The 25141-nt window shown below is 58.4% G+C and carries 25 protein-coding genes; 13 read left to right on the forward strand and 12 right to left on the reverse strand.

Translation table 11 applies throughout. The features are described from left to right. Nucleotides 1–93: 93 nt before the first annotated feature. Nucleotides 94–840 (forward strand): BPL-N domain-containing protein, encoded by a 747-nt coding sequence (locus tag QSV77_RS18825; RefSeq protein WP_302734641.1) that lies wholly within the window; start codon nucleotides 94–96, stop codon nucleotides 838–840. 128 nt (nucleotides 841–968) lie between these two features. Here QSV77_RS18825 and QSV77_RS18830 read toward each other — a convergent pair whose 3' ends face one another. Next, entirely contained in the window at nucleotides 969–1334 is a 366-nt protein-coding gene (locus tag QSV77_RS18830; protein ID WP_302734642.1) for a hypothetical protein, read from the reverse strand. A gap of 190 nt (nucleotides 1335–1524) precedes the next feature. On the opposite strand from QSV77_RS18830, the gene QSV77_RS18835 reads away from it, so the two are divergent. The 3 genes from QSV77_RS18835 (at nucleotide 1525) to QSV77_RS18845 (ending at nucleotide 3498) form a co-directional block, all read left to right on the forward strand. Continuing rightward, nucleotides 1525–1776 (forward strand): transcriptional regulator, encoded by a 252-nt coding sequence (locus QSV77_RS18835; RefSeq protein WP_302734643.1) that lies wholly within the window; start codon nucleotides 1525–1527, stop codon nucleotides 1774–1776. Between the two features lie 2 nt (nucleotides 1777–1778). Continuing rightward, on the forward strand, nucleotides 1779–2141 hold the full coding sequence (locus tag QSV77_RS18840) for a type II toxin-antitoxin system RelE/ParE family toxin (protein ID WP_302734644.1): 363 nt from the start codon (nucleotides 1779–1781) through the stop codon (nucleotides 2139–2141). A 529-nt stretch (nucleotides 2142–2670) separates the two neighbouring features. After that, nucleotides 2671–3498: a calcium-binding protein gene (locus QSV77_RS18845; RefSeq protein WP_302734645.1), complete on the forward strand. Its 828-nt coding sequence runs from the start codon at nucleotides 2671–2673 to the stop codon at nucleotides 3496–3498. Nucleotides 3499–3576: 78 nt separating this feature from the next. Here the strand turns inward: QSV77_RS18845 and QSV77_RS18850 are convergent, their stop codons facing one another. Continuing rightward, entirely contained in the window at nucleotides 3577–3978 is a 402-nt protein-coding gene (locus tag QSV77_RS18850; protein ID WP_302734646.1) for a hypothetical protein, read from the reverse strand. A gap of 186 nt (nucleotides 3979–4164) precedes the next feature. On the opposite strand from QSV77_RS18850, the gene QSV77_RS18855 reads away from it, so the two are divergent. The 5 genes from QSV77_RS18855 (at nucleotide 4165) to QSV77_RS18875 (ending at nucleotide 8876) form a co-directional block, all read left to right on the forward strand. Next, complete coding sequence (locus QSV77_RS18855; RefSeq protein ID WP_302734647.1) at nucleotides 4165–5745, forward strand: ATP-binding protein; 1581 nt, start codon at nucleotides 4165–4167, stop codon at nucleotides 5743–5745. After that, the gene (locus QSV77_RS18860) at nucleotides 5738–6394 is read left to right on the forward strand and encodes a response regulator transcription factor (protein WP_302734648.1); all 657 of its coding nucleotides are present in this window, start codon (nucleotides 5738–5740) and stop codon (nucleotides 6392–6394) included. Before QSV77_RS18855 ends, QSV77_RS18860 begins: the two co-directional genes overlap by 8 nt. 67 nt (nucleotides 6395–6461) lie before the next feature. Next, nucleotides 6462–6836, forward strand: coding sequence for a response regulator transcription factor (locus QSV77_RS18865; RefSeq protein ID WP_142842055.1), 375 nt, complete (start codon nucleotides 6462–6464; stop codon nucleotides 6834–6836). A 311-nt stretch (nucleotides 6837–7147) separates the two neighbouring features. Next, nucleotides 7148–7627 carry a hypothetical protein gene (locus tag QSV77_RS18870; protein WP_271363197.1) on the forward strand — a complete coding sequence of 160 codons (480 nt, stop codon included), beginning with the start codon at nucleotides 7148–7150 and terminating at the stop codon, nucleotides 7625–7627. A 1-nt stretch (nucleotide 7628) separates the two neighbouring features. Continuing rightward, nucleotides 7629–8876 carry an oxalate decarboxylase family bicupin gene (locus QSV77_RS18875; RefSeq protein WP_142842053.1) on the forward strand — a complete coding sequence of 416 codons (1248 nt, stop codon included), beginning with the start codon at nucleotides 7629–7631 and terminating at the stop codon, nucleotides 8874–8876. A 92-nt stretch (nucleotides 8877–8968) separates the two neighbouring features. Here QSV77_RS18875 and QSV77_RS18880 read toward each other — a convergent pair whose 3' ends face one another. After that, nucleotides 8969–9298: a helix-turn-helix domain-containing protein gene (locus tag QSV77_RS18880; protein ID WP_302734649.1), complete on the reverse strand. Its 330-nt coding sequence runs from the start codon at nucleotides 9296–9298 to the stop codon at nucleotides 8969–8971. 150 nt (nucleotides 9299–9448) lie between these two features. Between QSV77_RS18880 and gstA the strand changes: the two genes are divergently transcribed. After that, nucleotides 9449–10084, forward strand: coding sequence for a glutathione transferase GstA (gene gstA, locus QSV77_RS18885; protein ID WP_142842052.1), 636 nt, complete (start codon nucleotides 9449–9451; stop codon nucleotides 10082–10084). Nucleotides 10085–10180: 96 nt separating this feature from the next. Here the strand turns inward: gstA and catB are convergent, their stop codons facing one another. Beyond that, nucleotides 10181–10810: a type B chloramphenicol O-acetyltransferase gene (gene catB, locus QSV77_RS18890; RefSeq protein ID WP_302734650.1), complete on the reverse strand. Its 630-nt coding sequence runs from the start codon at nucleotides 10808–10810 to the stop codon at nucleotides 10181–10183. A 391-nt stretch (nucleotides 10811–11201) separates the two neighbouring features. On the opposite strand from catB, the gene QSV77_RS18895 reads away from it, so the two are divergent. Continuing rightward, nucleotides 11202–11597, forward strand: coding sequence for a hypothetical protein (locus tag QSV77_RS18895; protein ID WP_302734651.1), 396 nt, complete (start codon nucleotides 11202–11204; stop codon nucleotides 11595–11597). Between the two features lie 395 nt (nucleotides 11598–11992). On the opposite strand, the gene QSV77_RS18900 is transcribed toward QSV77_RS18895, so the two are convergent. Genes QSV77_RS18900 through QSV77_RS18930 form a run of 7 tightly spaced genes read right to left on the reverse strand, consistent with a single transcriptional unit; the run spans nucleotide 11993 to nucleotide 20820 of the window. Then, nucleotides 11993–12955: an FAD:protein FMN transferase gene (locus QSV77_RS18900; protein ID WP_302734652.1), complete on the reverse strand. Its 963-nt coding sequence runs from the start codon at nucleotides 12953–12955 to the stop codon at nucleotides 11993–11995. After that, the gene (locus QSV77_RS18905; RefSeq protein WP_302734653.1) at nucleotides 12948–13496 is read right to left on the reverse strand and encodes a nitrous oxide reductase accessory protein NosL; all 549 of its coding nucleotides are present in this window, start codon (nucleotides 13494–13496) and stop codon (nucleotides 12948–12950) included. Before QSV77_RS18905 ends, QSV77_RS18900 begins: the two co-directional genes overlap by 8 nt. Beyond that, nucleotides 13493–14320, reverse strand: a complete 828-nt coding sequence (locus QSV77_RS18910; RefSeq protein WP_302734654.1) for an ABC transporter permease — start codon at nucleotides 14318–14320, stop codon at nucleotides 13493–13495. The genes QSV77_RS18905 and QSV77_RS18910 overlap by 4 nt, the downstream gene beginning before the upstream one ends. Further along, nucleotides 14317–15237: an ABC transporter ATP-binding protein gene (locus QSV77_RS18915; RefSeq protein ID WP_302734655.1), complete on the reverse strand. Its 921-nt coding sequence runs from the start codon at nucleotides 15235–15237 to the stop codon at nucleotides 14317–14319. The genes QSV77_RS18910 and QSV77_RS18915 overlap by 4 nt, the downstream gene beginning before the upstream one ends. Beyond that, nucleotides 15234–16613 (reverse strand): nitrous oxide reductase family maturation protein NosD, encoded by a 1380-nt coding sequence (locus tag QSV77_RS18920; protein WP_302734656.1) that lies wholly within the window; start codon nucleotides 16611–16613, stop codon nucleotides 15234–15236. Before QSV77_RS18920 ends, QSV77_RS18915 begins: the two co-directional genes overlap by 4 nt. Next, nucleotides 16610–18523 (reverse strand): TAT-dependent nitrous-oxide reductase, encoded by a 1914-nt coding sequence (gene nosZ / locus QSV77_RS18925; protein ID WP_046801298.1) that lies wholly within the window; start codon nucleotides 18521–18523, stop codon nucleotides 16610–16612. The genes QSV77_RS18920 and nosZ overlap by 4 nt, the downstream gene beginning before the upstream one ends. Nucleotides 18524–18546: 23 nt before the next feature. Then, nucleotides 18547–20820: a NosR/NirI family protein gene (locus QSV77_RS18930; protein WP_302734657.1), complete on the reverse strand. Its 2274-nt coding sequence runs from the start codon at nucleotides 20818–20820 to the stop codon at nucleotides 18547–18549. Between the two features lie 177 nt (nucleotides 20821–20997). Between QSV77_RS18930 and QSV77_RS18935 the strand changes: the two genes are divergently transcribed. Beyond that, a complete protein-coding gene (locus QSV77_RS18935; protein ID WP_302734658.1) occupies nucleotides 20998–21849 on the forward strand; it encodes a ferritin family protein in 852 nt (283 codons plus the stop codon). Between the two features lie 286 nt (nucleotides 21850–22135). Then, a complete protein-coding gene (locus QSV77_RS18940) occupies nucleotides 22136–23905 on the forward strand; it encodes a diguanylate cyclase (protein WP_302734660.1) in 1770 nt (589 codons plus the stop codon). 56 nt (nucleotides 23906–23961) lie between these two features. Here QSV77_RS18940 and QSV77_RS18945 read toward each other — a convergent pair whose 3' ends face one another. Beyond that, nucleotides 23962–25044 (reverse strand): hypothetical protein, encoded by a 1083-nt coding sequence (locus tag QSV77_RS18945; protein WP_302734661.1) that lies wholly within the window; start codon nucleotides 25042–25044, stop codon nucleotides 23962–23964. Nucleotides 25045–25141: the final 97 nt, after the last annotated feature.

The following is a 25141-nucleotide window of genomic DNA, read 5'->3' on the forward strand; positions in this document are numbered from 1 at the left end:
TCGGCGCGTTGCGCGCCTCATAAGCTGTGTTCCAGTTCCTGCCAGCTGTGCCTCTTCCCTCGGCCAACCAGCGCCAGATAAGCGAGATAAGACATGATCATCAAAACCATGACCGCGGCACTCACCATTATCGCTGCCACCACCGGGGTGGTTTCTTCTTCAAATGCAAAGGAAGGCATCGTTCGGGTTGCAGTTTACCGCGGGCCGGCCAGTTGCGAGGATTGTTCTGAAACGATGCGTCAATCGATTATGGCGCTCGGACCTGAGTATCGGGTCGATTACGTCGGTGCTAAAGAGCGGATCGATATTCGCGACGAGACGCTTTCAAAATATGACATCTACGTCCAACCGGGTGGGGGACAGGATATTCCAGCTGCATTTGAAAGCCTTGGTGAGCAACGGGTTGAGGCCATCCGCAGGTTTGTTAAGGCAGGAGGCGGCTTTTTCGGCTCGTGCATGGGAGCCTATCTCGCAAGCGGTTCGGGCATAGGATTGATCGATGACGAGCTGGAATCCGAGGTCGGGCGGCCCGGCTTTCCGGTAAATTCGATCATAAGCACGGTGGTGTCGACAAGGTGGAGCGGTAAAGAACAGACAGTCTTCTTTCAGGACGGGCCGTATATGCCTGAGCCGAAAGACAGCAGCGAGTTCAAGAAGATTGCTACGTATCAGAATGGCGATATTGCCGCTGCTCGTTACCGTTTCGGCAAAGGTGTCGTCGTGCTGACGGGGCCTCATCCGGAGGCGGATACATCGTGGTTTCGTGAAGCAGGCATATCAATCAGCAAGATGCCGGATCAAAGCTTGCTCCGCTCCGTTATGGGCGAGCTTCACGAATGATGTGGGCCGTATCGTAGAGGATACCCTGCGAGGCATGATGGCGATCTGCCGGTGATGTTGGCCTCATGGCACGTTAGGCGCCTCAGCGCCCTGTAAACGTCTCGATACCGGCCTCTTGTGCGGATCGGCTATTCCTCTTCAAAGCCGCTCTGCGCGTGCGAGATCGTCTTGCAGGTCCCGCTGTCCTTCTCGCCCACCATGCGCTTGTCACGAATGACTGAACCCTTGGCGATGTCGATCTCCCATGCCACCGAGCCTTCATTCAGGCTCGCCTTACCACCGGCAAAGGTGCCCTTTTCCATCCTCTGACTGCCAGAAGCCGGGACATAAACTCCAAATGTTCCGGCGGCTTCGTCGAGAGCGAAATTGAACACCTGGGGTGTTCCCTTCGAAGTTGCGAATTCACAGCTGAGATATGTCGGTGCGGTAAAGGCGACAGAGCTCGAAAAAAGCAGGGCAGTAACGGCAAATCCGGTTCCTGTGATGACTTTCAATTCCTGATCCTCATTCGCGTTTTCTCGTTAGACTAGAAATATTTCAACCGGTCGGCAAAGTAAACGATATAGCGATTTGACTCCTGTGGCGCTCACGATCGACCAAAGAGCACGCGTTGCCCACGCCGTGATGAATATTGACAATATATGCTACGCTTTTCATAATCGAGGAGACCGAAAGGAAAACGCCATGGCGTCCGGAAGCATTCACGTCAAAGTCAGCGGTGCGCTGCAAGACCATATCCAGCAGCAGATTGGTGATGACGGTCTTTATGAGAATGCGAGCGAATATATTCGTGCGCTTATTCGGCGTGACCTGCAAACCCGCGACGAGGCCTGGGATACATTGCAAAAGGAACTGGCTCCCGCAATGCGCGCGGACGACAGCGAGTTTAGAGCCGTCTCTGCTGATGATGTAATCGGCCGAAACAAGCGTCGCTAGTTATGGCAGCTTATCGCTTTTATGCGCCTGCCGATGCCGCACAGGATAAAATCTGGCGCGACACCGCAGATACTTGGGGTGAAGCGCAGGCTGAGGCCTATATACGTGGCCTGCACGCGCATTTGCAGCGCCTCTGCGGCGACCACTTGCTTTGGCGGCGCCTTCCCCAAAGACTTGCCGTCCCCGGCGACCTCAAGAGCGAGGCTTATTTCAGCCGGTATGAGCATCACTACCTGTTTTTCCGAGAGCTTGATAACGGTGACCTGGGTGTGATGAGTATTCTGCACGAGCGGATGGATATGGCCGTTCGCTTGAGAGAAGATCTCACGGCACTCGATGCCAGAGGCATTATCCCCACTGACTAGAGTGGGTGCGTGAGCCTTTCTGCTTATGCTGACTGTCCGGTTGAAATGGAGGTAGTTCAGTCCGGACCTAACAAAGGGTTGGTGGCCTACAACCAAACGCCGGACTGTGCTCCGGCGTTTTTACTTCTGTCGTCCTATGTTGCGAGATATAGAGAAGATGATTTAGGTGGTTATGACATTTTTGTTAAATTATTACATATTTATATTTGTATTTCATTGTATAATTAATATTTAATGCTTGTTAATTTATTCAAATTTTGTTGATATAGAGAATTTATCGTTTTTTACTTTTGATTTTACTTAGTTTGTATTTTAAGTGTATCTGCCGTTCCGGTTCAGGCGGTGAAATTTCACTTGCCTTGTAGGTCGGCAGAATGATGAAGCTATAAATGCAGTTCCGCCAAAAGATGTAACGCGATGATGCCTAATAAGTTTTTCATGACGTAACACTGAGCATGAACCTCGGCATGGGGCCTAGGGTCATGCGTTGGACGACAGGCAGAGTTCTGCCGAAACAACGGAGACTGAGATGCCTTATTATTCCGGAGACAATAACGCGAACAATATTGACTACAGCAACAATACTTATGCGCCATCGGCAGGTTGGCCTGCCTATCAGGCTTGGTGGCAACTCCTAGGCTTGGGAGGAGATGACCGTATTATAGGATCGCGCTGGAACGATTATATTGATGGAGGAGATGGCTCCGACGCGCTCTTTGGCTACACTGGGAACGACTCTCTGTATGGCCGTAACGGTAATGATTTCCTCTATGGTCACGATGGGGACGACAACCTCAATGGTGGCGCAGGCGACGACCTCTTACGAGGCCAAGGTAATAGCGACTGGTTGTCCGGCGATGACGGAAATGACACACTTGAAGGTGGTCCTGGGGATGATACGCTTATTGGCGGGATCGGTAACGACGTCAATCGAGGCGGGAGTGGAAATGATGTCATTCTTGATGGCGCTGGAAACGACATTCTCAATGGCGGAACGGGTAACGACAGGCTGTGGGGCGGAGCTGGTAACGATCGCTACGAGTTCCTTGAGGGTGGCATTGATGTCGTCAACGACGGCGTAAATGAGGGAGGAAGTCCTCGTACTGACTCCGTCTATGACACCCAAGATCGAATTGTTGTTTCCTATCTTTCGAACGAAATTGAGCTCATTCGCTTTCAGAATTCGAACGATCTGTGGATCACATCAACAACCGATTTTGCTGATGAAACCATAGATGCAGGGGTAAAAATCGAAGATTATTATCTCGGCGGTCACTACACAGTAGAATTTTTACAAACGGCCGATAGCATGACTTTCAATATCGCAAATTATGCTCCGACAGATAATTTTATTTAATTGAATATTTTAAGCTATGTATACGGGCGACGTACTCTTCCGCCCGTATACATATGTCGATAAGCGATTTTAAGAATTTTATTGTCTCTGAGACAGGAAATTTTGTCTCTGCTGCTTGATTTTCTCTATATTTTCTAGAAGATTTTGAGTGTGATGATATATCGGATCTTGCTTCATGGCCTCGTAGTTCACGACGCGCTCGGTTTGATTTGTATTAGAAAACGTACTGAACTGTAATTGTGTCAGGGCCGTATCTGCTTTTACAATGCTGCCGCCCAGAAGCTTAGAGATTTGTTCGGCCCGAGCTTGCGCAAGGTTGGGGCCGTTTGTACCATTCATGTCGCTTATTAGTAAGCTCATCAGACTCTTTCCAAGAGCTTCGTCGGTGGTTTCTACTCCACCTTGGTTATCGATTTTTGCAACAATTGTCCCGCTGACACTCACGGTCGCGTAGAGTTTTATGTCGGAATATTTTGACATATCAGGTATTTTTTCGTCGTTGCTATATTCACGTTCAAGGTAACTTCGATTCGCTTCTATAGCTCTTTCATCCGACTCGACGAAATTTCGATATTCTTCTTCTGATAGCTCTGCGATGTTGACTATGTATAGGTCAGGTTGTGCTGAAAAAACCGTATTGTCGGCAAAAATCGCATCGGGGGAACAATGTCGATTGCGTCAAGGATGTTTCGCGCGCGTGATCCGGAAGGCGGGACGCACCATCTGGCCTTCGGCCTTGGGGCGCTGGCGCTGGCGGCCGCGGTATTTTACGTCGATACCTATACCGACATAGAAGGGGCGATTGCCGTCCTCTATGTCATCACGATGCTTTTGGCCGCGCAGGCTGTAAGCTGGTCGGGACTGATCGCGATCTCCTGCGCCTGCGCCATTCTCTCCCTCCTGTCCTATGCAGCGACCCATGCGCAGGACGCGGACTTCCAGTCGGCCCTTCGGTTGGTCGTCGCCCTTGCAGCGCTTGCCGTCACGACCGTGCTGCTTCTGAAAACGGAGACCGCCCGGTTAGCGATGGTGTCGGTCAATACGGCACTGAAGGAAAGCGAAGAGCGTTATCGCTCTATCTTCGACCGCACGCGCGTCGCACTCTGGGAACGCGACTATTCGAAACTTCACGCCCTGCTGATGGGCCTCAAGCAACAGGGCATCACCGACATGCGCGCCCATGCTCGCGCCAATCCGGACTTTGCGCAGCAATGCATCGATCTCATCACCGTCGTTGCGTCGAATGAGGCCGGAAAGGAAATGCTGGGTTACGACTCCTCAATCCGCGGCACTCTCCAGCAATCGGTCGTTTCTTCTTCAGGCAAATTCGTCGATGTCCTGCAGGCGATCATCGACAACCGGCCTGTCTTCGAAGACAGGGTGGTGGTGCGCACAGACACCGGCGAAGACAAGCTGGTGCTTCTTTCCATCAGTTTTCCTGCGGAAGCGGCCTCCTTCAACCGTGTGGTGGTCAGCATGGTGGATATCACCCAGCGCGAAATGGCGCTGAAGGCACTGGCGGAAGCGCAGGCGGAGCTGACAAAGGCCTCGAAGGCGGCGGCCGTCGGCGCCATGTCCGCATCGCTCTCCCACGAACTGAACCAGCCGCTTGGCGCCATCATCGTCAACGCGCAGACATTGCTGCGGTGGCTCGATCGCGATCCGCCGGATATTGCCGCCGCCCGCCGGTCGGCCGAACGCATGATCCGCGACGGGCAGCGCGCCAGTGAAATCATCCAGAACACACGCAGCCTGCTCGCCCATACGAGCGGCAAGATGGAAACCTTCGACCTGGATGAATTCATCGATGAAACGCTCAGTCTTCTGGAACATGAGCTGGAACGCAGCGGAACCACGGTATATGTGGAAAAAACCGCCACGCCGCCGATAATGGCTGTCAGGATCGAGTTGCAGCAGGTTCTCATCAACCTTCTCACCAATGCCATTCAGGCCATGGACGAGGCGGGTACCGGCAATCGCACCATCACGGTGCGAAAGGAGCGCGAAGACAGCGACAATATCCATATTGCCGTTCACGACAATGGACCGGGTTTCCCGGTGCAGATGAAGGAAAAGCTGTTCTCTCCGTTTTTCACGACCAAGGAGACCGGAATGGGCATGGGGCTTTCCATCTGCCGCACGACACTGGAAGCACGGGGCGGCAGGCTTACCGGTGACAATCATCCTCTCGGCGGGGCGGTCTTTACCATTTCCATGCCGGTTAGCCAGGAGATGGAACATGCCTGAATTGCGCAAGTCGGCAAAGGAGCCACCATCACCCATCGTGTTCATCGTCGACGACGATTTGTCGATGCGCGAAGCACTCACCGATCTTTTCCACTCCATGAAATTCGATGCCGAAGCTTTCGACAGCGCCGCCGCCTTTCTCGAAAAAGCCAATCTGAACCGGCCCGGCTGCCTGCTGCTTGATGTGCGGCTTCCGGGCATAAGCGGCCTTGATTTCCAGATGCAGCTGGAACGCGTCGGAAACAGGATGCCGATCATTTTCATGACCGGCTTCGGCGATATCCCCATGAGCGTACGGGCGATGAAGGCCGGCGCCGTCGATTTTTTGACCAAGCCCTTCAAGGAACAGGACATTCTTGACGCCGTTGCGGCAGCGATGGAAAGGGATGCGTCGCAACGCCGCGAAAGCGCCCAGAATGAGGCCGTCACCTCCCTTGCCGAACAGCTGACACCAAGGGAACGCGAGGTCATGGGCGCTGTTGTCCGCGGCCTGATGAACAAGCAGATCGCCTATGAACTCGGCATCAGCGAAGTTACCGTGAAACTGCACCGTGGCAATGTCATGCGAAAAATGGAGGCCAGATCGGTCGCCGACCTCGTGCGGAAAGCAGAGTTGGTCGGCGAGAAGCCCAGGCCACCTGTATCTTAGTATGGTATCTTTCGCACGGGCACGCGCGCATAGAAGATGAAAGAAAAACAGAAAAAGGTCGCTTTCATTGCCCCCCGTTCCCGTCATTGCCGTCGTCGACGACGATCCCGCCATTCGCGAAGCCATGGATGATCTCATCATGTCCTTCGGTTACGAATGCCGCCTGTATGCTTCTGCCGAACACTTTCTGGAAGCGCAGCAGCAGACGGACATCGACTGCATCATCGTGGATGTGAAGATGCCCGGACTCTCCGGCATCGAATTGCAGAGTGAGTTGAACCGGCGCGGCGAGCATGCGCCGATGATCTTCGTCACCTCCTACCAGGATGAGCGCACCCGGAATGCGGCCTTGAACGGCGGCGCTTTGGCCTTTCTCGGCAAGCCGGTGAATATCGTCAGTCTGATCGGATGCCTGGAATCCGTTCTCGCCCGGCCGTCCTGACGGCTGACGCTTCGCCACCGAGCAAGTGAGCCAGCCCATATCCGCTCACAGACAAGCCTTCCATCGCTTTAACTGCATCCTCTCAGGTAAAATCCGTCGCTACTTCATGCTCCGACGCCTGGCGTCCGGGCAGGCATTGCCGTTGAGCGGATACCTCACGGCGCTTAGCCCGCCGCCAACACCTTCCGCTATACGAACTAGACCTCTGTATAGATGCCGGCTCCGCTTCTCCGCCGTAGCCTTTGCTCCAGTCAAGCGCTTCCCCACCGAACGTTCCTGACGACACCATCACCCCTTTTTAGGAGCAGGGTATGACCTCCATCAGCAAGAATGCCGACCAGCAGAGACCCCGTCGTCTCAAAGTCGCAGCGGTGTTGGCACTGGGTACGGTTGCCGTGCTCGGTGGCAATGCTTTCCTGATCAGGAATAGCGAACCGGCGCTTGCGGCCTCCGAAGACGTCGCATCAGCCAGCGCCTTCCGCATCCTCACACCGCAGACGATTGACAGGCTGGGCGGACTTTCCGCTCCCGTGCCGGCGCTCAGTGAAACGTCCGAAGGCACACAGGCTGTTCCAGCACTGGACAAGACATCCTGCATCGCCACCCGCGCCACCCGGAAAACCGACCGGCGCGACGCGCTCGATCCAAAAGCCTTCTGCCAGCTGCAACACCGCCTTTTTAATGCCGAGCTGATCGACCGCATCGCCGTGCTCCAGCTCGCATCACAGACCCGCTCTATCGACACCTCGGCCGATACCTCGGCCCAATTCGCCATGAACAAGGAGTTCTGAAATGGAAACATTGACCAGACGCGCAGTCCTCGCAATCGGCGCCGTCGGCGGCACTGCTCTTGCCGCCAGCACGGCCGGAGCAGCATCTTTCGGCAATCCTGATCAGCCCGCCGAAGGAGCAATCAATGCCAATGCCGCGGGCCTCAGCGATCCCGGCCCGAAGAACCCCGCGATCAACGACCAGTTCCCATCCTTCCAGAGCCCGCCGGCGACCGATGTGGGCGACATGCAGCTCTTCTGGGGCTCGTTCAACAACGCCGCCAAACGTATCCAGAACGGCGGATGGGCACGCCAGGTCACCAAGTCGGACTTCGCGATTTCGGATGCCGTGTCCGGCGTCAACATGCGGCTGGGACCGGGCGGCATTCGCGAGATGCACTGGCACCGCGCCGCAGAATGGGCGATCATGACCAATGGGCGTTGCCGCATCACTGTGCTCGATACGCAGGGCCGCGCCTATGTACAGGATGTCGAGGCCGGTGATCTCTGGTATTTTCCGGCCGGTTACCCGCATTCGCTGCAGGGGCTTGGCCCTGAAGGATGCGAATTCGTCATCGTATTCGATGAAGGCGATCAGTCCGAATATGGCACCCTGCTTCTCACTGACTGGCTGGCGCATACCTCACCGGAACTGCTGGCCAAGAATTTCGGCGTCGCGCAGGACGTGTTCCGGAACATTCCGCTGCAGAACCTCTGGATTTTCCAGGGCAAGGAGCCAGGACCGCTCTCCGGGGATCAGGAGGCCGTTGCCGGTGCCGGTCTTCCCCCGTTCCCGTTCACCTATAAACTCGCTGCATCAAAACCGCTGAAGGAAAATGCCGCGGGCATTATTCGCCTTGCGGACAGCAGCGCCTTCACCGTGTCCAAAACCATCGCCGCCGCCATTGAAACGATCAAGCCCGGCGGTGTGCGCGAAATGCACTGGCACCCCAATGCGGATGAATGGCAATACTGGATCAAGGGCGAAGGCCGGATGACCGTGTTCGACGCGGGCCCGCGCAGCCAGACGGCCGACTTCCGCGCCGGCGATATTGGTTACGTGAAAAGAAGCCAGGGCCACATCATCGAAAATACTGGGACGACCGACCTGCAATTCGTCGCGGTCTTCAAGACTGCCGAATATCAGGAGGTCAGCCTGTCCTCATGGCTCACGCACACCCCGCCGGCGCTGGTGGCCCAGCATCTCAACGTCAGCATTGAGGACGTGGCGAAATTTCCCGCAAACCAGCCGGCGATGATGCCGGGCTGAACATCCATGAGCCCAAAGACCGGCGTTTCGGCATGTCCGATCCGCCGGTCCTTGCCTACCGAGACAAGGCGACATCTGACCCGAATGGCCATTCAACTTGACGCAGCGTCCCGCGCCTTCAGCCACAGGCCGAATTCCTGAACAACGGCCACCACCTTCTCCAGCCGCCGGCCTTCCTCCGTCAGAGCATATTCCACCTTGATTGGCGTGGTCGGATAGACCGTGCGCGCCACGAGTTCTGCGTCTTCAAGTGCGCGGAGATCGAGGGTGAGCATTCTCTGGGAAATGCCCGGCACCAGTCTCCTGAGTTCGTTGAACCGCTTCGGCCCGTCCACAAGATAAGACACGATGAGCAGACGCCAGCGCCCGCCGAGCAGATGCATGGCTTGTTCAACGGAGCAGCCCGATACGGTGTCCTTCATCGGTTAGCCTTTCAGCTGCACCAGGTATAATTTATGTACCTAGATGACAAGTTTTTGCGTTCTTACGTTTTTATACCGCCTGACCTACATGGAAATCACGCCTTTCCTGCAACGGAAGAATGGCGCCGAAATCCATGGAGACCTATCAGAATGAAGTTGTATTTCATGCCCGCCGCCTGCTCGCTTTCTCCCCATATCGTCGCAAACGAGCTGGGTCTCGACGTCGAATTCATCAAGGTCGATCAGAATGATCGCACAACGGATCAGGGGAAGAACTTCTACAACATCAACCCGCATGGCTATATTCCGGCGCTGGAGCTTGAAGACGGCAACGTGCTGCGGGAAGGTCCCGTCATCGTTCAATATCTTGCAGACCAGAAGCCCGAGGCGGGCCTTGCGCCGGCGAATGGAACCTTTGCGCGCTACAGGCTGCAGGAGATGCTGAGCTTCCTTTCGACCGAAATCCACAAGGGCTTCATCCCGCTCCTTTATGCGCGTCAGGCTGGTGATTATATCGAGACGGCAAGGCCGAAGCTGGAGAAACGCTTCGCGTGGATCAACGAGCATCTTGCCGACAAGGATTTTCTGATGGGGGACAGGTTCACGGTCGCTGATGCTTATCTGTTTGCCCTGGCGGGTTGGGGGCAGGCCCCATGGCTGAAATCCTATTACAATGCGCCAATCCACTTCGATCACCTGCATAACCTGCAAGCCTGGTACAGCCGCGTGAAGGGGCGCGAGGCGGTTCAAAAATCCATTCTTCAGGAAGGCCTGGAATTGCACTGACAGGGTGGGTGTCTGGCCTTCACATATCCGGAAACAGCTCCGGGATCTGGAGCGATCGCCGGCCCGCCCCAAGGAGACGAGCCGGCAGCTTCAAACCTACAGAATGTCAGATTGCCAGAACCGATACAGCTCCGCGACATTGCTGCTGGTCATGAGCGGCATTGCGGCCTTGAGCCTTTCTGCCGGCCACTCCCACCATTTCATCTCCAGCAGGCGGGCAATGTCATCGTCATCAAACCGCTTGCGAATGGTTCTGGCGGGGCTGCCGCCGACGATGGCGTAGGGTTCGACATTCTTCGTCACCAGCGCCCGGGTTCCGATGACGGCGCCATCGCCGATCTTGATGCCGGGCATGATGATCGCTTCCGATCCTATCCAGACATCATTGCCGATGACGGTGTCGCCCGCCGGCAGATAGCCATTCTCGGCTTTCTCGAATTCCGGCACCTCCGGCATGAAGAAGAACGGGAAGGTGCTGATCCACTCATTCCGATGGCCCTGATTGCCCGCCATGATGAAGGCGGCGCCTGAACCGATTGAGCAGAAGCTTCCGATCACCAGCCTGTCCGCACCCTCATCCGGCAGCAGATAACGGGCGCAATCTTCAAAGCTGTGGCCGTGATAATAGCCGGAATAATAGCTGTATTTACCGACGACGAGGTTCGGGTTCTTTACCTGCCTGTCGAGCGTGATGCCCCGGAAGGGGCTTTCGAAATAATTTTCCATCGAGTTAGTCTCACTGCAAGTGTTCGCATTCGCTCGCCTTCAGGCAAGCCGACGCCAAGCGTGAAGCCGGCCGGCTTCCCGCTCGATGCTCCTCGCGCTGCGGCGGGAGCTAGATGCAGGTGATACTCGAGGTTTTTATCATCCGGTCTGATTAGCGCAAAAAGCCTCGAAGGCCAAGCCATGCTGACCGGCAGTGTGGGGGAAATCGCCTGGCGCTCGTCACCAAACTCGGAGCTGTTTGACCTATCGCACAGACGAAGCACACGCGATGCCACAGAGTACCTCCGTAACGTCATGTCATCCCCGCCGTCGCAATTGTCCGTCTCGGGTGAAGCGGCAGGATGGGAATATCAAGCGAATTTCAGAGAGTGTTCGGGCGGGAATTCCGGCAATGATCACAAAGGCGACGACATGGCAGAAGGGGATGCGCATTCTGTGCGCTCTTGCCCTGTTCGCCATCGGTTTCGCCCATCGCGTGCCGGTGGCAGAAGCCGGGTTTGCCGCAACTGAAATCTCCGCCTATATGCTGCCGGATGGCAGCCTGCCGGATCTTTGCCACACTTTCGATCACGACGATGGCCAGTCCCACCCCGACCGGCACGCCGTTGTTCGCCTCTGCGAGGTTTGCCGGATCGTGGCCGGCATCCTGCTGCCGCAGCCGGCCGATGTGACCGGCATGCCGCTCCTCATCAAGACCGGTGAAGGTTTCGTGGCGGATACGGCCGCGTTCAGGCCAACAGTTCTTCTGATGAGCGCCGCGCCGCGCGCACCACCTCTTTCCGCCTGACCGCATGAAAGGCGTGTCCCTGCGACAGCCCTGAGGTCCTGCGGGCCGGCAGACGGGTTTCTCTCCTTCCCTCCCCGATGCCGCCCCAGGCCGGCCATGGCAGCCGTTTTTCCGGAACGGTGTCGGATTTCCGGCTCTTCCGCCACGTTGATCGGCGGGGCGCCGGGATCGGACGGGCTGGCAGGCGACACGCACTTTCCGGCTGGCACTTGCTGGCGTGCTCGCCGACGTGCTTTCCGGCCTTGCATCTCCGGCATAGGCCAATATTACCGCAAAAGGCCTGCGGGACCGGGAAGTGACGATCCCTCGACACTGGTTCTGATGGCGATGCACGACCTCAATCTCGCGGCGCGACACGCGCCACGTCCGGAAAACCGCTTCTGAAACCTGCGGATTCAGGCGCGCAGATACACCTCGACATTGCGAAGCGATGCGCGCAGCGTTTCCACCTCCCGCTCATCCATCAGGCTGAAGGCGGTCGATAGCGCATCGGCCGTCGCCGCATCGTCGGCAACCACCGAGACCCGCGCATAACGGCGCGCGCTGAGGCCCGTGCGCGGATCGAGGATATGACTGAAATTGCCGGCGTGGTCGAACTGGAACCCGGCACCCGCCGAGGTCGCCACGGCACGGTCGGTGATATCGAGAACCATGTCAGGAAGGGTGGCATCTTCCGATTGCGCAAGACCGATGCGCCACGGCGCGCCTTGCGCATTATTGCCGATGGCGCGATTTTCGCCCATATCCACCAGGCTGCTGGTCACACCCGCATCCCGCAAGAGGGCAACGATGCGGTCGGTAATATAGCCCTGGGCAATACCGTTCAGCGTCAGCGCCATGCCGCGCTGCCCCAGTGCAATACGGTTCGCGTCGAAACTTACCTTGTCGAAGCCCACCAGCGCCAATGCCTTTCTCAAATCCCGTGCGGATGGGCCGGCGGGATCGGCACCGTCGCGCGAAAAATGCCGGGCATGCAGCAGCCAGAGCGGCTGTATCGTCGGATCGAAACATCCGTCCCCAAGCCCATGGAAGCTGCGGCACAATTCCAGCAGCTCCACCATTTCGGAGGGCGGCGTGGCAAGGGCGCCGGTGCGATTAAGCTCGCTCAGCGCCGATTCCGGTCGAAACAGGCTGAAGATACTCTCGAGGCGCGCCACCTCGACCACCACCCTGCGCAGGAGGCGCTCCGCCTCTGCAGGGTTTTGATGATTGAGCACAAGCGTTGCCGGCGCGCCGAGTGCCTGTCCCCGCCAGACAACGGGGGAGACTGAGGCAAAACCACTGTCAGGTAAAAGCGGCAGGCCCGCAAAGGCAGCCATGAGCGTGATGAAGCGGCGACGGCCTGGTTTGTTATCCATGATCATGCGCCCCTTCCGCGGCCGGATCGTCCGCCGCCTCGCCACCGGCGCCAAGAATGTAATTCTCGGGCAGATCGTTGAATTTCACGACTTCGCCGCCGTTCTTGCCGACGAATTGCCTTGCTGCCGCCTCTTCGGAAAAAGGCACGGCTTCCTCCGCGCCCATGCCGCCGCGCAGGGAACTGCCGATCACGAAGAAGGCCTTGCGCGCGTCGATCCAGTTTTCCGCGCCGGGCTTTTCCCAGCTTGCAGCCTTGCCCATATCGGACACGTAAATCGCCGCGATCTCCTTCGGTTCGTCCGGCAGCATGGTGAAGGCCACCGTGTCCCGTGCTGAGGAGAACCATATGGCTTCCGGTATCTGGCGCAGGATGATCTGCCCCTTCGGCCCGGCATGTTCCAAGACGTTCATGCCGCAATATCGCCCCATGGCCTCGGCGGTGAGCGAAAAGGGCGGCGGCGTTTCCGCCTGCTGCTCATTTTCGCAGGCGGCAAGCAGCAGCGAAGCCACAAGAACAAGGGCAAAACGGGCCGTTTTCATACATCCCTCCTTGAGAAAAACAGCGAAGCGAGGCCGAGCGGAACAGCTGTCCAGGCGCAAAGGGCGGCAAGCAGCACGCCACCGGTGAGGATGGAGTTTTTGGCAAGCCCGCCCATGCCGGAAAGGGCCGCCGCCCCGCCGCTCCCGAGATTGAGGAGCCGATAGGCATCCGTCGGATTGGCGAGCAGCAGGAAATCCAGCAATCCGCCGGGCAGCGAACGGCCCTGCGCCGCCACCAGCCCGCCAAGCAGGGCCATGTCGTAGATCAGCACGAAGAACAGCCAGATGCCGATCGTCACGCCACCCGCCGTGCTGCGCTCCGAAGATAGCGCACTGACGAGATAACCGATGGCGACGAAGACCGCGCCAAGCAGCACGGACGATGCCGTCATCGAAATAAACGACAGCCAGCCCTCAAGGCCGGTCGCGCCGCCCATCAGCGCCAGCGCAAGCGCCGCCGTGCCATATCCGCAGGTGGTGGCGAAACAGAGGATGGCGATGTGGCCGAGAAATTTGCCCAGAACGATCTGGCTGCGCCCTACCGGATAGGCGAGCAGCAGCAGCATGGTGCCACGCTCCACCTCACCCACGATGGCATCGTGGGAAATCAGCAGCGCGATCAGCGGCACAAGGAAGATCGTCAGGCTGGAGAGACTGACGATGACCACATCCATGCGGCTGGCGCCGACATTGCCGGTCGGTGCGCTGCCGAGAAACGTCAGCGTCAGGGCGAGCATTGCCAGCAGCAATGTCGTGGCCAGCACCCAGCGATTGCGCATGCCTTCGCGAATTTCCTTTCCCGCAATGATCAGGATATTATTCACGACGCGGCCTCCTGGCTGTTCAGGAAATGGGCATAGAGATCATCGAGCGTCGGCTCGATTAGGCTCAGGGCTTCGATACCGGCGGCAGCAGCCGTGAGGCGGTGCAGCAGCGGCAGCCTTGCGGCATGCGCCACCTCCGTCTCGTAAGCGCCGTCTCCGGTCGGTGTCCATTGCACCGCGGGATCGGCGGGCGCTGTGGCTCCGCCGCCGCCAGTCGGGCGGATACGGATACGCGACGGCAGGCTGGCGATCCGTCTCAAATCATCCAGCGTGCCATCGGCAATGCGCACGCCACGATTGACGATGATGACGCGTCCGGCCCGGTCTTCCAGTTCCCCCAGCGCATGCGACGACAGGAGGATCGTCGCGCCGCCTGCCCGCAATTCATCGACGAGGTTGTAGAAATTGCGCCGCAGGGCCGGGTCGAGGCCGCTGGTCGGTTCATCGAGCAGCAGAACCCTTGGTGCACCGAGCAATGCCTGGGCAAGGCCAAGCCTCTGCCGCATGCCCTTGGAATAGGTGCGGATGGGGCGGTCGGCGGCCACAGCGGCAAGGCCGACACGCTCGAACAGGCTGTCGGCGGATTGCATGGGCACCCGTTTGAGGCGCGCGTAGAAGGCAAGCGTTTCCCGCCCCGTCAGCGCCAGGTGGAAAGACACGCTTTCCGGCAGGTAACCAAGCGCCTGACGCACGGCGAAATCGCCATTCGCCGGGTTCTCGCCCAGCACCTCCACATGCCCCGACGTCGGGCGAATAAGCCCGAGCAGCAATTTGATCAGCGTGGTTTTTCCGGCGCCATTGTGGCCGACCAGAGCTACGGTCTCCCCTTCATGAAGGTTAAAGCTCAGCTCGCGCAGGGCATTGACCTTGCCGCCATAGGTCTTGGTCACATCGTGAACGCTTACGGTCGTGCTCATGAGCGTGGTTCCCTGGGAGGCTGCGGCGGCGACATCAAGGGATGACTGTCGGTGACCCCGCCCGGCAAAAGGGCTGGAAACCGCGCCTGCGCCCAGCGCACCACCTGCACGGCGGGGCTGCTGGTCAGCACCCGCGCCTGCGGCGCGGTCCACAGCACGCGGTCAATCAGATCATTCGGGCGATAGGGATTGTCGGCTATGCCGTCACCATCCAGATCGAAAGCGGGGTTGTCGCTCCAGTAATTGCCGCGCCCCTTTTCCGACCAATCGACATAACGCGTGCCGACATATTTGACCTGGTTGCGATTGGCGATGAAGGCATTGCCGCTCATCATGTTGCCTTCCGAACCGGCGGTGAAATGAATGCCGATATCGCAACCTTCGAAACGATTGTCGCGCAGGCGGTTGCGGTTGGCATTGTAGATGAAGACGCATTTTTCCGGGCCGGGTCGCATTCCCGAGGTATCCGCGGCAGTCTCGTCATCGGCGGCCGGCACACCATGTTCCTGCGAGCGGATGCCGCGCTCGCTCCAGCGCGATGCGGGCTGCATATGGCCGCGCACCGTGTTGCCGGTGACAGTTGAACTGTTGGCGTAATTCAAAAGCAGGCCGTGGTCCCGGTCGCCATCGGAGACGTTTCCGGTGATCTTCAGGCGGCTGGAAAACATGATGGCGTATCCCACCGAATTGCCGGTGGAGACATTATCGCTGATCTCGCTGTCGTTGGTGTACATGTAGTGGATGGCAAATCGCAGCTTGCTGAACCGGTTACCGCTGAACACGTTGCGTTTGCTGGCATTGGTGGCGATGCCGTCGCGCCCGAAGCTGATGTCATTGCCGGTGACGCGTGCGCCGGGCGCGTTCCACAGGGTTACCCCGTTGCCGGTTTCGCTTAAACGACCTTCGCCCGTACCGATAATGACATTGTTGCGCGCGATGGAATCGTCGGCGCCATGCAGATAGACGCCATACAGATTTTCTTCGAAGCGGCTGTTTTCGACAATCGCCCGTTTGGCGGTGCGGGCGACGAAGACGCCCGAATTCATGTCTTCCAGCGAACCGCCCGAGCCGGATACGGTAATGCCGCTGAAGATCACGTCTTCGGCGGTGATGGTGACGACACTGCCCTGACCGGTGCCGCGAATGGCCGCACCCGGCTCGCCGCGCAGCGTAATGGACGTGCCAATGGTCACCGGCCCGGAAAAATCACCGCTTTCCAGCACCAGTTCGTCGCCCGTCTGTGCACGGTCGATGGCCTGTTGAAGTATTGGGGTCGCGGCAGCGGAAAGGCGGATGGTTTCAGCATCCGCCAAGCCGGGAATGGCGGCGACAATCGCCACCATCCCCCATCTCGCCGCATCTTTTGGATGCCTCATGCCTTTTTCGGCTCCACCAGCATGCGGCCCTTCATTTCCATGTGCATGGCATGGCAGAACCACGAGCAATAATACCACCACACACCGGGCTTATCGGCCTTGAAGGTGACGGATGCCGTGGCCTGCGGCGCCACTTCCATGTTGATGCCGTAATTGATGATCGAGAAGCCGTGGGTCAGGTCTTCCACCTCATCGATATTGGTGACGTAGACGGTCACCTCATCACCCTGCTTGACGGTGAAGCTTTCCAGACCGAAAGCGGGCGCCGCCGATGTCATGTAGACGCGAACCTTGTCGCCGTCACGAATGACTTCGGAATCGATCAGCAGATCGATGTTGTCGGCCTTCGCCTGGGCCACCGCATCGGCAAAGAAGCTGTCGTCGCGGCTCCAGATGCTGACCGGGTTGATCTTGGAATTATGGACGATGGTGGCGTCATGCGGCTCGGCAAAGGTGGGATTGTCGTGAACCAGCACCATCTCGTCGCCGGAAATATCGATCAGCTGATCGTTTTCCGGTTTCAGCGGACCGACGTTCAAATACCGGTCCTTCGAGAACTTGTTGAGCGAGATGAGCCATTTGCCGTCCGCATCCTTGGTCTGGCCCATGGATGTGTGGTTGTGGCCTGGCTGATACTGCACATCGAGCTTCTGGCGGACCGGATTGACCTTCTCGCCCTTGTAGGCGCGTTTGGCATCCTCAAGGTTCCATTTGCAGATCTGGCTGTCGATGAACAGGGTCGTGTAGCAATTGCCGCGACCATCATAGGCCGTGTGAAGCGGCCCAAGACCGAGTTCGGGTTCGGCAACCACGGTATCACGCGGCTTGATCTTGTCGGCGAAAAGGTCGTCGAACAGCCGGACGTCGAAGACGGTGACCGTCGGCGACAGCTTACCATTGGCGACCACATGGATGCCATCCGGCGCGGTGTTCATGCCGTGAGGGCCGTTGGACACCGGGATGTAGCGGGTGAATGGCGAGCCATGGCGACCATCCACAACCGGCACACCGCCCATTTCCTTGAATTCGCCCTTGGCGACGGCTTCCTCGATGCGCTTCAGGTTGAAGACGACGATCCAGTCCTGATCCTTCGCCATCATTTCCTCAAGGTTCACGCCCTCTTCGGAATTGTAGCAGGTGGCGAAGGCATATTTGCCCTGATAGTCGGCATCGACATTGTCGAGATTGCCGTCGACCATCACCTGCCAGGCAACCTTCATCGTGTCGCCGTCAATGGCCGAGAAGATGGCATGATACTGCTTGTGATCATCGAGAACCGAACCGTCATTGGGGATCGGCACCCGGTCCTCGCCATTCGCGAAGACATAACCGGTGCGCGGATATTTCTGCACACGCAGGCCGTGAACCGTGTGCTGGTTGGGCAGCTGGATGATCTTGTCGCATTTCATCACGTCAAGGCGAATGCGGCAGACGCGGGTATTGGCCTTGTCGTTGGCGAAGAGATAACGGCCGTCATAGGTGCCTTCCGTAAAGGACGGATGCGGGTGGTGCAGGTCACCGTTGAGGTAGATGTCGCCCTTGTCCTTCAGATATTCCTTCGTTTCAGGCAGCAGCCCCTCCGTCAGGATCTTGCGGCTTTCATTGGTCTGACCCCAGCCGGTGGCGCTATCGCGGTTAAAGACCGGAATACGCATCAGTTCACGCATCGACGGCAGGCCGAGAATGCGCAGTTCACCGCTGTGGCCGCCTGAGAAAAAGACGTAATATTCGTCCAGTTCACCGGGCTTGACCTCGAAGGCCTGTCCGCCTGCGGCGAGCGCCGGTGCCGCCGTGATGCTGGAAACCGCCAGCGCGCCGCCGACCGTCGCTGCGCCCGCCACCGCGGCAACCGCCGTGGAGCCGAGAAGCTGGCGCCTGCTGAGGCCAGTTTCGATATTTCGATCCGACATGTCTTCTCTCCTTTGATGGTGGCTCAGGCCTGTTCGCCAGCCACTCCTTCATCTGTGCCGATCGGTTTGCCCTTGTGGGTAACCACGGTTTTCGGACGCTCTTTTCCCTTTTCCGGAGGGGTGGAGAGCGCCACGAATTTTTCCCGCTTCAACCGCACCTGAATCATGTGCGGACAGCGGTGGTCGTCCTGGTAAAGTTCCTGGCAATGCATGCAGTAGATGCACTCGTTGACGTTGATCTGCCCTTCGGGATGGATCGACTGCACGGGACATTCCTTGGCGCAGCGCTGGCAGGGCGAGCCGCATTCCGGCCAGCGTTTCAGCCATTCGAACATGCGCAGGCGACCGGGAATGGCGAGTGCGGCACCCAGCGGGCAGAGATACCGGCAATAGAAACGTTCGATGAAAAGACCGGCGGCGAGCAGCGTCAGCGCAAAGATCACGAAGGGCCATTCGCGGGCGAATTTCAGGATGATCGCCGTCTTGAACGGTTCGATCTCGGCAAAGGTCTCCGCCAGCGCCAGCGAATAAAGCGACAGGCCGAAGAGGCCGAGGAAGATGATATATTTGACCGGCCAGAGGCGCTCATGCAGCCCCCAGGGCAGCTTGACCTGCGGCACCTTCAGCCATTTCGCGACGCCGTTGGTCAGTTCCTGAAGCGCACCAAAGGGGCAGAGCCAGCCGCAGAAGGGCCCGCGCCCCCAGAACAGCAGACCCGCTGCAACCGCTGCCCAGAGAATGAAGATCAACGGCGCGGACAGGAAGAAATCCCAGTGGAAACCGGAGATCAGCGCATTGATGAAGGTGAGGACATTGACCACCGAAAGCTGCGCATTGGCATACCAGCCGAGCCAGACCAGCGCGAAAAGCAGATAGCCGCGCCTGATCCAGCCGAACAGCCTGGGACGTTTGACCAGCCAGTCCTGAAAAAAGAAGATGGCGGTGAGAACCAGCAGCCCGGCAAAGGTTACGGCGACCGAGACGCGGTTCATTTCCCAGATGCTAACCCAGAGCGGCGCGTTTTCCAGATCGAACGGCACATCTGCCGGCGTCGTTGCTGCGGCTACCGGTGGGGCCACGGGTGGGGCTGCCGGCGTCTCGATGCTGACGTAGCCGGCGGGCAGCGTGTAGCCGAGATCGTATGGCATCGTTGCCTTGTCCCGCACACCCGTGGTGCGCTGCACCAGCAACTGTAACTCCCACGGCTCCGTCACGTCGAAAGCGAAACTGTCAGGGATCACGTAAAGGGCGATTTCACGCAGATGCGGCGCGCCCTCGGCGGCGATCTGCGTCAGCCGCGTGTGATCCCGATCGCGGAAGCGAATGCCCTGCCCGTCCTGAAGCAGCTCGATACGGTCGAAAATACCGCCTCGCACATAACCCGACCCCTTGAACGAATAGGCGCCGTCACCCGCCACGAGAATGGCGGACTGACCCGGCTTCAGGCGTTTTACCAGCCTTCCATAACCTTCTTCACCCAGCAGGCTGCGGCCGATGGCGGGAACGCTGACCGGAGCGACGTAGAGATCGATGAACGGGTCCTGCGGATTGGGCGCTTCCGGTGTCCGGGCCGCATCCGGCTGGCCGGCCTTTGCAAAGGCATCCGAGACTTCACCGACACTGAGGCGCAGGGCGCGGATGGAACCATCGCCGAGCAGCGTCTGCCAGTCGGAAACCTCCTGTTTCGAAACATCGAGTTTTTTGACCGGCTGCGGCGACGCAGCCGCGACTGCAGCATTTGTGCCATCTCCGAGCCTGCCGCTGCGAATGAGTTTGACCGCCGAGCGGACGACGCTGTCGCCCATTACAAGAACGGTCACCGTTGCGCCGCTGACGATATCGACCTGCGGCGGGCGTTCCGCACCGGTAGCGACCTTGGCCAGATCGCGGCCGATCACCGAATTCAGCGCAGCCACGACCCGGGTTTCCGGTATGCCGATCAGCACGATCGGCTCCTTGTGATCGACGAGCTTCAGACCACGCACGACGCCGGCCCTGTCAATGCCGACAACGATGTGAATCGGTTTTCCTGAATAGCCGGTCGAATTGGTGAAATCCGAGTTGAGGTAAGCGTAACCGGCGATATCGCTGCCCTTGTAGACGGGCACGATGGCAGGCTCCCCCACCGGCTCGCCGAAGCGGTCGGCCGCGGCAAACAGCTCCGCCGGCTGAACCTTGGCGAGATAATCGACAAGACTGCCGGCAGCGAAGGCCTGGCCTGCGAGGGTGAAAAGCGCGATCAGAAAAGAAAGAAAAACAGCCAGACCTTGTTTCCCGATATGAGTATTTTTCGGCATTGGGCATTCCATCGGGGTGCGACACGACGTTCACTCCCACGCTCGGCCATGTCGCATCGGTCGGGCCTCGGTGGGTTGAATGCAAAATAGTCGCGCCGCCGGATGCCTCATTGATCCAGAACAAATACCGCGTTGTTTGATGTGGCAGTGTGGGACAAGGATTTTGAAGAGAAACCCATGTCTAGACTGAATGCCGAACCGCCCGTTCTGACGACGATGCACGCCGTGCTGGAAACCGCAGCCCGCATGGAACAGGAAGCAATCGACGGCTATGTCGCCCTCAGACAACGAATGCTGGATGAAAACCAGCCGGCGCTTGCCGTCGTTTTCGAACGGCTGATTGCCGAGGAGGAAACGCATCTGCGTCAGGTCGGCGTATGGGCTGCCGAGACGGCACCGACCGACACTGCGGGCACCATCGCCGCCCCGGACCTTTCACCCATGTTCGATGCGGAAGGCGCCGATATGGTGCCGCCAGAAACGCTCGACGCCTACCGCGCTTTTTCGGCCGCCGTCAGGAACGAGGAACGGGCATTTATGTTCTGGAGCTACGTTGCCGCCCAGGCGCCCAGCGCCGACGTGCGGCAGGCGGCGGAAAAAATGGCGCGCGAGGAACTCGGCCATGTCGCGACGATGCGCCGGGAAAGGCGTCAGGCGTTTCATGCCGCAAGGGTCGCCGCACCACCGGGAGACACGCCGGATATTCTCGGGCTGGAGGAGCATTTTTTAAAACTCCTCACCGCTGTGGCAGAATGGCAGGACGATCAGACCTCAAGGGCATTTATCGAGGAAACGCAGGCGCGGATCAGGTCCATCCCCGGCCTTAAATTTCGTCACAAGCCACGATTGTCCGGGCAACTGGATCTGGTGCTTGGTCAGCCGGTTACGCTTTGCGGCATCCTGCTCGACTATTATCTCGACGGGATGAACTGCGAGAAATCCGAACCGGCTCTGGACTTCTGCGCTGCCGCCGCGTCGCAGCTCGTCCGTTGCCTCGCCTTCTTGCGCAGCCTCGCTTCCGCGGCTTGATGACGTTCCTCGCCCGTCGCGAACATGCGGCAGAAGCACGCGAAACTCCACCTGTACCCTGCAGCCGGATGTCATTGACCGCGACAAGCCGCTGGGCGAGATAGCCCTGCCGAAACCGCCATGTGAAAGTGGAATCCCTGGCGGATTTTCAGGCGATCGGTGCTCACCCGATAATCTCCAGCAGGTTAACTTCCCGTTTTTACGAGATGCACTAAAATAAGCGGATTCTGATATTGGATTCGCCGCACCCGGTTATCATGGCTTGCGGCAAGCAGACGGCGCCATCATGCGACTTAGCACCATCACGAATCTGGCCTATGCCGTGACCCTCGTACTCACGACGGTATCGGCGACCACATTCATTCTGTCAGCCAGAAGCGCTTCTCAAGAACGGGTGGCCATCCAGGATCACCTCCAGTTGAATGATCTTGCCGAGGAACTGGCGCTCATTGCGGACGAGCGTACCGAGGAGGCTCGTCTTTACGTCATGCGCGGTGACGAGCAGCACCTGGCGAAATTCTACGTCGACGAAGATCAGGAAAAGCACCTCGAAAACGCCGTGGATAAGCTCTCCGCGCTCGGTGTTTCGCCGGAAGAGGCAGGCTCATTTCAGGAGATCCGCAAGAGCGCTGACGCGCTGGACAGGATGGAGCGAGAGGCCATCAGCCTCTATCGATCCGGCCGCCAGAACGATGCACAGCAGATCCTGTTCGGCGATGAGCATTATCGGCTGCATGCGGGGCTGATAAACACCGTCGCTGGTTTGAGAGAGGGTATCGCAGCCCGCTCGCAGGCAACGGTTGACCAGGCAAAAAGCCGGAGCGATTTCTATGGATCGATCGCCAAGGCGATGCTTGCGCTCACCGCCCTGATGTTTGTGGCCGTACTTTATTTCGTCCTGACCAGACGTGTTGCCGCGCCGCTTATCCGGATGAGCAATATCGTTACGCGCCTTGCCAGGCAGGACTACAGTATCGATGTGCCCGACGAGGGACGTCGTGACGAAATCGGCGACATGAACCAGGCCATCCGCATCTTCCGCAGCAACGGGCTTGAGCGGGACCGGCTTGACGCGGAACACCGCAAGAACCAGCGCATAAAGGACCTGATCCTGCAAATGATGCATCGGATTCAGGCATGTCAAAACCAGGATGAATTGTCCGACGTCGTTTCGAAATTCATGCCGCAGATTTTCCCCGCCATCGCCGGCCGCCTGCTTGTCATCAAAGAACACAGCTCGGTTCTCCAATCGACAGGGCAGTGGTCCAATCCGTCGTTTTCCGCTCCGGAGTTTTCGATCGACGATTGCTGGGCGCTCCGACGCGGGCGTCCCCATGCCAGTAACCCTGATGGAGACGACGTCGCCTGCCATCATATCAAGGGCAGTGTCGGAACAGGCCTGTGTATACCACTCACGGCACTGGGTGACACCGTTGGCTTGTTATATCTTGAAATTCCGCAGGGCAACGAGACACTGGAGACCGAGAGACTATATCTGGAACTCCTCGCCGAGAATGTCGGCCTTGCCGTCGCAAATCTCCAGCTTCGGCAGCGACTGGTCGGCATGGCGAGACAGGACGCCCTGACGGGTCTCCTGAACCGCCGGTCTCTTGATGAGGAACTGAACAGGCATATCGAGAAGCCAAGCCAAAATCTCGCCTGCCTGATGCTCGATATAGACCATTTCAAGCGCTTCAATGACCGCTTTGGCCATGACGCCGGAGATGCAGTGATGCAATATGTCGCCCAGGTCCTTTCAGAAGCGATCGGTGGTCTGGGTGAATTATTCCGTTTTGGCGGCGAGGAATTCACCGTGCTCATGCCGGCTGCCGGTGTTGAAGATGCCATCAAGGTGGCGGAGAAACTGCGGCACGCCGTCGAGCGAGCGCCTTTCACCTACCGAGGTCGCCTGCTTGACCCAATCACCATATCGATCGGTATCGCGACATCACCGGATGCGGGGACCGTGAGCAGCGTGTTGGAACGCGCGGACGCCGCGCTTCTGAACGCCAAGCAGACAGGCCGGAACCGGTGGGTTTCATCGGACGGTCTTTAAGCTAAAGAGCCTCCAGCCCGTTAGGCTGGAGGCTCCTGTCTGCTATTCAAAGCCGATCATTTCCGGTAGGCGAGACCGCCCCAAATCCGCCCTTCATCCCGATGTCGACCGCCATGAACGGCACCGATATAGGCCGCGGCAGATGCCACAATGGCTGAAGCCGCCAGCAGGAATGCCGTGAGGATGCCTGCAACGCGTGCCTTCTCAGCCGCATCAGCTGCCTTTGTCTTGGCGTCGTCCAATGCCTTCTGAGCCTGGGCCTTCACGTCATCGATCTGCTTTTGAGCTTCATCGACCTTTTTCTGCGCTTCGGTTCGCACGGCCTGAACACGTTCAACCGTCTCGTTTACCCTTGCCTGCGCATCGGTCTGGCTGATGCCGGTGCGAGCCGCGATCTGATTTGTGAGCCAGGTTCTGTCTGCATCAGAAATCTCACCGGTCGTGAGCAGATTGCCGAGAATGCCGCTGATCTGCCGCTGATAATCGCCAGCGGTTTGATCACCCTGCGGCTGGGTGGCCTGCGCATCCGTTCGCAACAATGTATCGGTGAAGTAGTCGATGGGATTTGCCCTCATGCCCTGCGGAAGCATCTGCTCAATGCTGGGCGCTGCAGCCTGACCGGCACCTTGTGCGATACCGCCCGCGGCACTGCCGGCTCCCGAGATCAAACCGCCTGCGACCTGACCGGCGCCTTGCACCACTCCGCCAACCGCCGATCCGGTGGCTTCAACTGCGGTTTGCGCCACACTTCCCACGGCTTTCGCTCCGCCGGACAGCACGCCGAGAGCAAGGAAAGCGGAGACGACTGTGCCGATCCCCCAGACCACCAGGCCATTGAGACCGTCTCGAACAGTCTGTTCGTTTCGGTCAGCCTGCCCGGCTGGACGACGCATCCGGCCGGTGATGTAGCCGCCCAGCATGTAAGAACCGACCATGGAAATAATAACGAACAGGCCGGTTATGATCAGCCAGATCGAGCTGACCTCGCCGCCATCATCCACCGAGATTGAACTCAGACCCAATCCGCCGGCAAAGGTGGTTAGTACCGCCATGGCCCCAGATGCAATGACCGCGCCGGCGAAAATGGCAGGCCAGTCGACATAGCTGCGATTGGTTTCAGTACCGATTGAATCGACCATTAGCGTAACCCCAGCAGTGAAAGAATGAACAAGACGATTACGACGAGCCCGACGAGATAGATGATAGAGTTCATAGGGTATCCCCTCCGAAAGGACG

It is taken from the genome of Agrobacterium sp. V1, from assembly GCF_030518355.1.
Classification (GTDB): domain Bacteria; phylum Pseudomonadota; class Alphaproteobacteria; order Rhizobiales; family Rhizobiaceae; genus Agrobacterium; species Agrobacterium cucumeris.

Excerpts from the sequence above, each read along its gene's own strand:
- QSV77_RS18920 (WP_302734656.1), bottom strand. The coding sequence starts at position 16,613 with ATGAGGCATCCAAAAGATGCGGCGAGATGGGGGATGGTGGCGATTGTC.
- QSV77_RS18840 (WP_302734644.1), top strand. The coding sequence starts at position 1,779 with ATGGCAGCTTATCGCTTTTATGCGCCTGCCGATGCCGCACAGGATAAA.
- QSV77_RS18915 (WP_302734655.1), bottom strand. The coding sequence starts at position 15,237 with ATGAGCACGACCGTAAGCGTTCACGATGTGACCAAGACCTATGGCGGC.
- QSV77_RS18860 (WP_302734648.1), top strand. The coding sequence starts at position 5,738 with ATGCCTGAATTGCGCAAGTCGGCAAAGGAGCCACCATCACCCATCGTG.
- QSV77_RS18935 (WP_302734658.1), top strand. The coding sequence starts at position 20,998 with ATGTCTAGACTGAATGCCGAACCGCCCGTTCTGACGACGATGCACGCC.
- QSV77_RS18940 (WP_302734660.1), top strand. The coding sequence starts at position 22,136 with ATGCGACTTAGCACCATCACGAATCTGGCCTATGCCGTGACCCTCGTA.
- QSV77_RS18875 (WP_142842053.1), top strand. The coding sequence starts at position 7,629 with ATGGAAACATTGACCAGACGCGCAGTCCTCGCAATCGGCGCCGTCGGC.
- QSV77_RS18895 (WP_302734651.1), top strand. The coding sequence starts at position 11,202 with ATGATCACAAAGGCGACGACATGGCAGAAGGGGATGCGCATTCTGTGC.
- QSV77_RS18945 (WP_302734661.1), bottom strand. The coding sequence starts at position 25,044 with ATGGTCGATTCAATCGGTACTGAAACCAATCGCAGCTATGTCGACTGG.
- gstA (WP_142842052.1), top strand. The coding sequence starts at position 9,449 with ATGAAGTTGTATTTCATGCCCGCCGCCTGCTCGCTTTCTCCCCATATC.
- QSV77_RS18930 (WP_302734657.1), bottom strand. The coding sequence starts at position 20,820 with ATGCCGAAAAATACTCATATCGGGAAACAAGGTCTGGCTGTTTTTCTT.
- QSV77_RS18905 (WP_302734653.1), bottom strand. The coding sequence starts at position 13,496 with ATGAAAACGGCCCGTTTTGCCCTTGTTCTTGTGGCTTCGCTGCTGCTT.
- nosZ (WP_046801298.1), bottom strand. The coding sequence starts at position 18,523 with ATGTCGGATCGAAATATCGAAACTGGCCTCAGCAGGCGCCAGCTTCTC.
- QSV77_RS18825 (WP_302734641.1), top strand. The coding sequence starts at position 94 with ATGATCATCAAAACCATGACCGCGGCACTCACCATTATCGCTGCCACC.
- QSV77_RS18870 (WP_271363197.1), top strand. The coding sequence starts at position 7,148 with ATGACCTCCATCAGCAAGAATGCCGACCAGCAGAGACCCCGTCGTCTC.
- QSV77_RS18845 (WP_302734645.1), top strand. The coding sequence starts at position 2,671 with ATGCCTTATTATTCCGGAGACAATAACGCGAACAATATTGACTACAGC.
- QSV77_RS18855 (WP_302734647.1), top strand. The coding sequence starts at position 4,165 with ATGTCGATTGCGTCAAGGATGTTTCGCGCGCGTGATCCGGAAGGCGGG.
- QSV77_RS18835 (WP_302734643.1), top strand. The coding sequence starts at position 1,525 with ATGGCGTCCGGAAGCATTCACGTCAAAGTCAGCGGTGCGCTGCAAGAC.
- QSV77_RS18900 (WP_302734652.1), bottom strand. The coding sequence starts at position 12,955 with ATGGATAACAAACCAGGCCGTCGCCGCTTCATCACGCTCATGGCTGCC.
- catB (WP_302734650.1), bottom strand. The coding sequence starts at position 10,810 with ATGGAAAATTATTTCGAAAGCCCCTTCCGGGGCATCACGCTCGACAGG.
- QSV77_RS18850 (WP_302734646.1), bottom strand. The coding sequence starts at position 3,978 with ATGTCAAAATATTCCGACATAAAACTCTACGCGACCGTGAGTGTCAGC.
- QSV77_RS18880 (WP_302734649.1), bottom strand. The coding sequence starts at position 9,298 with ATGAAGGACACCGTATCGGGCTGCTCCGTTGAACAAGCCATGCATCTG.